The following is a 5,852-nucleotide window of genomic DNA, read 5'->3' as shown; positions in this document are numbered from 1 at the left end:
ATAGTGTTACGGCGGTCATGGCGGAGGGGAAACGCCCGGTAACATTCCGAACCCGGAAGCTAAGCCCTCCAGCGCCGATGGTACTGCACTCGTGAGGGTGTGGGAGAGTAGGACACCGCCGGACAATTTTCATAGTTCAGGGCCACCCCCGGCCGGGGGTGGCCCTGAACTGCATTCCCCACCGAAAACACCAGCCACGAGCGAGTGACGTGGCGTACGCCTCCTAGAGGATCGGGGCGGGCCGGTTGGGGTACCTGCTTGCCGTACGGACCGGGAACTGACCGCCGGGACCGGCGGAGGCAGGAGTGGCCATGAAGATCGGAATCATCGGCTCAGGGAACATCGGTGGGACGCTCGCCCGGCGGCTGTGCGCCCTGGGCCACGACGTCACCATCACCAACTCGCGGGGGCCGCAGAGCCTCACCGGCCTGGCTCAGGAGACCGGTGCCACCGCCGGCACCCTGGAAGACGCGGTACAGGACGCCGACCTGGTGGTCGTGGCGATCCCACTGTTCGCCGTGACCCAACTCCCGGCGGAGCTGTTCGACGGCAAGGTGGTCGTCGACGCCAACAACTACTACCCCCAGCGTGACGGCGACATTGCCGAGCTGATCGACCGCAGTCTCAGCTCCAGCCGCTGGACCGCTGACCACCTCAAGGGCGCCCGGGTGGTCAAGGCATTCAACAACATCCAGGCGCGGCATCTGATGGACAATGGGCGCCCCGCCGGCTCCCCCGGTCGGATCGCGCTGCCGGTCGCCGGGGACGACGCCGAAGCCAAGCAGGTGGTCATGCAGCTGGTCGACGCGCTCGGGTTCGACCCCGTCGACGCCGGCACCCTCGACGAGAGCTGGCGACAGCAGCCCGACACCCCGGTCTACGGCACCGATCGCGACGCGGCCGGCGTACGGCAAGGACTGGCCGAGGCGCAGCCCTGAGCCCGTACGACACGCAGAAGCCCCGCCGGCTGATCGCCGGCGGGGCTTCTGCGTGGCCTGCGGTCAGGACGGCTTGGGACCGCAGATGAAGCGGGGCTCGGCATCGTAGGTCCAGGTGAACCTCTCCCGCTTCACCACCTTGCCGTCCTTCTTGATGACCCGGAAGGCGTCCTGGGTGAATCCGTCGCTACCCGCGGCGGCGATGCACGTCGGGCCGGGCTCCAGGTGGACCGTCTTCGGCTTGGTGATGTTCCGGCGGGGTCCGTACTCGGTCTTGACGCTGTCGTAGATCTTGGTGCTCCAGACCGACACGGTGATCGTGCTGGACGTCCACGAGGTGTCGAGGAGAACCCCGTGCGGGGTGTTGTTGCGGAACTTGAAGTCCAGATCAGGCCAGAAGATGGTTGACTCGATCACCGCCGGGTAGCGGCTGAAGTAGTACGAGTGCGGCTTGTGCTCGACGTCCTCGAGCCCCGCGTAGTAGGTGGCGTTGAACAGCGTGGTGGTGAACTGCGAGACGCCGCCGCCCACCCCCGGGACCAACTTGCCGTTGAGGATCACCGGGGCGTCCTTGTAGCCCTGGGCGTAGCCACGCTCGCCGGTGTGCCCGTTCAGTGAGAACGTCTGACCCGGCTTCACCACCGTGCCGTCGACCTCCTTGGCGGCTTGGATGATGTTCTGGCTGCGCGGCGAGGAGAGACCACCGGGGAACCGGGTCGTGAAGGTGGAGACCCGCTCCTTGATGCCGAGGCTGGCCAGTTTCTCCTCGGTCAGCTCCGGCTCGGCCGTCTTCAGCGTCGCGGTGACCGTCCGGCCCTGCGTCTTCGGCAGCACGGCGAGCAGGGCCGGGCCGAGGGCCGCCGGGTCGAGTTGCTGGCCGGCCCGCCCCGGCACGACCTTCGGTTTGCCGCCGGAGATGCTCAGCGTCGCGTCCTTCGGCTGCACCTCGATCTTCGCCAGCTTGTCGCCGAGGGCGTCGCGGAGCCGCTTGACGTCCACCCGGGGAGTCAGCTTGCCGGCGTCGTCGGCGGAGAAACGCAGGCTACGGGCGATCGCGGCCGGCGGGATGCGCACCGAACCCTTGTCGGTCGTCAGCGTCACCGGGGCGGCGACGGCCGGCTCGGCCAGCTCGGCCACCAGCCGGTCCACCTCCTCGCGGGTGGTCGCGGGAGCCTTCTCCACCAACGGAACGGTCACCGGTTCCTGCGCGAGCCAACCGGCCCGCACAACCTCGGCGGACCGCTCCGGGTCCAGGGAGAGGGCGGGCTTCGGGTACACCGGCTTCGGGGTGGTGCCGGTGAAGATGATCGCCGGCATGGTCATCTCCCGGCCCTGCTTGCCCAGCACCTTGCGCAGCGCGGCGTCGAGCTTGGCGGAGTCGACGGTCACCACCGGTTCGACCGTACGGGAGCCGACCAGCCGGCTCATCGGGTCCGCGTCGGCCTTCGCCGCGGCGGCCACCGTGGCGTCCACGTTTACGGTCAGGCCCACGTCGGCCGGGTTGATCTCGGCCCGGTTCTCGCCGACCACGACGGTCAGTGGAGCGCTCAGCGCCGCCGCCCGGCGTTCCAGCGCGGCGCGGAGTTCCTTGGCCGCGTCAGCCCTGCTGCGGCCGCCGAGTTCGGTGCCGAGCACGCTCGTGCCCCGGGGGACATCGCCGGCGTAGGCCCAGGCGCCGGTGAGGCCGACGCCGGCCAGCACCGTCACGGTCAGCCCACCGGCGAGCAGCAGCTTCGTGCGGCGCGACCGTGCGCCACCGGCCGGGGCCGCGGAAGTGCCCGCCGGCTCCGGTGCGTCGTCACCGGGCCAGGTCACCGCGGTGACCTGCACCGTGGGCCGGTCGTCGGAGAGACGTTTGTCGCCGTAAAGGGTCACAGCCACCTCGATCGGGACGTACCACAAGGGGGGGTTGCCGACCCCCGGGAGACAACTACGGTAACCAACGTCCGGACCGCTCGGCACTGTGCGCCCGGCCATTCCGCGCACACGTGTCGCTCGGCGCGCCCCTGCGCGTCGCTCCGGCGTGTCGCAGTGACACTCCGTACGGGTAGGCGATCGCGTGCTGGCATACGGCGGCGGGTGGCTGGACCGGGCGGGAACGCTGCGGGCCGACCGGGAATGGACCCGTGCCCAGCTGGACGACCGAGTCGCGGTGCGGCTGACCGGGGCAGCAGCCACCGCCGACGTCCGCGCCCTGGCGGGGCGGCACCCCCGCCGAGGCGTTGGTGCAGGCGTACGCGCGAGGGCTGCTGCACTGGCACCGGCAGCAGCTGATCCGATCGGTCAGCACCTGCTCATCGACTGGCGGGTTGACGAGGGCTAGCCGGCTAACCGCACCTGCACAGCGACGGTCTCGCTCGGCGGGCCGTCGGTGCTTCCGTCGGTGGCGACGATGCGGAACTCGTACCGGTGGCCGCGGGTCAGCAGCACCGCGGTGTGCCGGGTGGCGAGGACCGGGACGGGGTCGGTCCGCCAACTCTCGCCGGCCGTGACGTCTCGTAGCTGCACCCGGTAGGCGAGGCCGGGCCCGACCGAGCGCCAGCTCAACCGGACGTCTCCGGTCCCGCCGGCGGTCGCCTCGAGGTTGGTCGGCGCGGGCAGTTGGGGGGTGACGCGGACCGGTGCGCTGCGCGGCCCGGCGCCGGCCGGGTTCAGGGCCGCCACCGCGAACTCGTACTCGTGGCCGTTGCGCAGGCGGGTGATCACCGCCTGGCCGCCTTGGGCGGGAATCGGCTCCTCGGCGAAGTCGCGTTCCCCGGCGGTGAGGTCGCGCCGGTAGATCCGGTGCCAGCCATCTGGCGCGGCCGGCCGCCAGGTTAGCTTGACGCTGCCCGGCTGCGCCTCGGCCCGCAGGTCGCGGGGGGCGGCGTTGGGTGGGGCCAAATCGGCGCGGACCCGTACCGGCGCGGTGCGTAACCCTTCGCCGCCGCTGTTCACCGCGCTGACCACGAACTCGTAGTCGTGGCCGTGCTCCAGCAGTTGGGCGATGTGGCTTGTGCCGGCCTCCAGCGCCGGCGGGCCGAACGCCTGGTCGCCCCGGCGGAGGTCGCGGCGGTACACCCGGTAGGTAACTCCGGCACCCAGCGACCGCCAGGTCAGATGGACGGTGCCGTCGGGCCGGGCCGCCGCGGTCAGACCGGGCGGGGCCGCCGGGGGTGTCACCACCGCGATGGCTCGGACCGGCGGTGCGGGAGGGCTGTCGCCGCCACCGCCAACCGCGACGACGGTGAACTCGTATGTACGGCCGTGCCGGAGGAACTCGACGGTGGCGTGGGTGCCGGTGAAAGTGCCGACCAGTGTCTGCACGCCCGTGGTGAGGTCGCGCTGCCGGACCCGGAAGAGCTGGACGAAGGGAACCGGATCCCAGCTGAGGGCGACGTCACCGGAGCGGCCGGGCTCGGCCCGCAGACCGGTCGGTGGAGGTGGGGGCGGCACGGTGGCGGTCATCCGGGCCGGCGGTGAGGGCCGGCTCTCGCCGTGTCGGCCCACCGTGGTCACCCGGAACTCGTACGCGTGCTGATTGACCAGGAAATCGGCGGAGAAGCGGGGAACGGTCGAGGGCTCGCCGATGCGCACGAAGTGCGTCTGTCCAGCGGTGACGTCTCGCCGGTGGACCTGGTAGCGCGGCCTACCGTCGGCGCGTACGGCGGGCCAGCTCAGCTCGGCGGTGCCGGCCCCGCCGGCCTGGGCGGTGAGGCCCGCCGGCGCGGGAGGCACCTCAGCCCGGTTGGGGCGGGGGCGGGGCCAGTCCACCTCCACGAAGCGAGGACGGTAGACGCCCGCGTCGGCGTAGGTGACGGCGTCGTCGACGTTGTTGACGTTGTACGAGACGAGCAGCTTGCCGGGGCGGGCCAGGTCAGGATGCAGGTCGGCGTCGTAGACGAGGTGGCCGGCGGCGGTCTCCGGGGCCCGGTGGAGGTAGTCCGGGCCGTCGAACGGGCCGGTCGGCGAGCCGGCGGTGTAGGCCACCAGGTCGGCGCTGAAGACCAGGTTGTTCTCGTGGGTCACCAGGACGTAGCGTCCGTCGATCCGCTGCACCCCGTACGCGGTACCGACACCGCTGAGTACCCGGGCGGAGGCATGCTGGTTGGTGTCCCAGCTGGCGCCGGTCCAGAACTCCCACGCGCCGTCGAGGTCGTCGCCGCGTACCCGGGCCACGTGGGCGAACTTCGCTTCGCCGGCCGCCTCCGTGCCGTAGATGTAGGTGTGCCCGCCGTCGCGTAGCAGGGTGGAGCCCCAGGCGATCCGTGCGTCCAGCGGCAGCGGCCGGACCGCGGTGGGAGTGAGCGTGGGCAGCGCGAAGTTTGCCAGCGCGGTGCCGAGCAGGGCGTGGTCCAGCGGGCTGGCGCCGGTCCGGCGGTAGCGGTTGACCAGCACCTGGAGGGTGTCGCCGACGACCTGCGCGTCGCCGATCCAGAAGAACTCCCCGGCTGGTGCGGGGATCAGGGGGCGGGGGTTCTCGGCGGTGCCGCCGTGCCGGGTCTCCCGCAGTTGGTCGCCATGCTGCACGATCGCCGAGTTGTGGACGAACGGCGCGGCGCGGGGGCGGGAGCCGTCCGAGGCGACCGGGCCGAGGAAGGTGTCGGAGAAGAGCCAGAGCAGCCGGCCGTCGGGGAGGCGCACGGAGGTCGTGCGGTCGGCTCCGGTCCACGTACCGGACGTGTCGCCGTAGTGGTCGAAGAGAGCGGTGAGCCGGGTGGCCGAGATGCCACCCCCGGCGGAGGCTGGCTCCGGCGCGGCTGTCGACACCGCCACCAGCAGGCAGATCGCATAGAGAATGAGCAGCCAGCGTGCCGGTCGGCGGGCGCCGGCCGTTCCCTGGCCCGTGTCGGCCACCGCCACCAGAACCCCCGTCTACTGGTCACCCACCTCGCAGGGTGTCACAGTCCTCTGACGTTACGGAAGGGGCCGGAC

4 protein-coding genes and 1 rRNA gene are annotated in these 5,852 nt (G+C 71.5%); 3 read left to right on the top strand and 2 right to left on the bottom strand.

The genetic code is table 11. The annotated features are described in order from the left end of the window. Positions 1 to 7 precede the first annotated feature (7 nt). Positions 8 to 124, top strand: a 5S ribosomal RNA gene (gene rrf / locus E1182_RS28665). A gap of 187 nt (positions 125 to 311) precedes the next feature. Then, positions 312 to 938, top strand: coding sequence for an NADPH-dependent F420 reductase (locus E1182_RS28660; RefSeq protein WP_132270855.1), 627 nt, complete (start codon positions 312 to 314; stop codon positions 936 to 938). Positions 939 to 1,001: 63 nt separating this feature from the next. Here E1182_RS28660 and E1182_RS28655 read toward each other — a convergent pair whose 3' ends face one another. Then, positions 1,002 to 2,819, bottom strand: coding sequence for a VanW family protein (locus tag E1182_RS28655; protein WP_165942752.1), 1,818 nt, complete (start codon positions 2,817 to 2,819; stop codon positions 1,002 to 1,004). A 178-nt stretch (positions 2,820 to 2,997) separates the two neighbouring features. Here E1182_RS28655 and E1182_RS31390 point away from each other — a divergent pair, with 178 nt between their 5' ends. Beyond that, the gene (locus E1182_RS31390; protein ID WP_165942751.1) at positions 2,998 to 3,261 is read left to right on the top strand and encodes a hypothetical protein; all 264 of its coding nucleotides are present in this window, start codon (positions 2,998 to 3,000) and stop codon (positions 3,259 to 3,261) included. Here E1182_RS31390 and E1182_RS28650 read toward each other — a convergent pair. Next, positions 3,258 to 5,774, bottom strand: a complete 2,517-nt coding sequence (locus E1182_RS28650) for a fibronectin type III domain-containing protein (protein WP_132270854.1) — start codon at positions 5,772 to 5,774, stop codon at positions 3,258 to 3,260. The two genes, E1182_RS31390 and E1182_RS28650, sit on opposite strands and share 4 nt — an antisense overlap. Positions 5,775 to 5,852: the final 78 nt, after the last annotated feature.

Source organism: Micromonospora sp. KC721, from assembly GCF_004348355.1.
Classification (GTDB): domain Bacteria; phylum Actinomycetota; class Actinomycetes; order Mycobacteriales; family Micromonosporaceae; genus Micromonospora.
This window is presented reverse-complemented; position numbering and strand designations above follow the sequence as displayed.

Bases quoted from the DNA above. Each gene is read 5' to 3' on its own strand.
- E1182_RS28660 (WP_132270855.1), top strand. From the start codon at position 312: ATGAAGATCGGAATCATCGGCTCAGGGAACATCGGTGGGACGCTCGCC.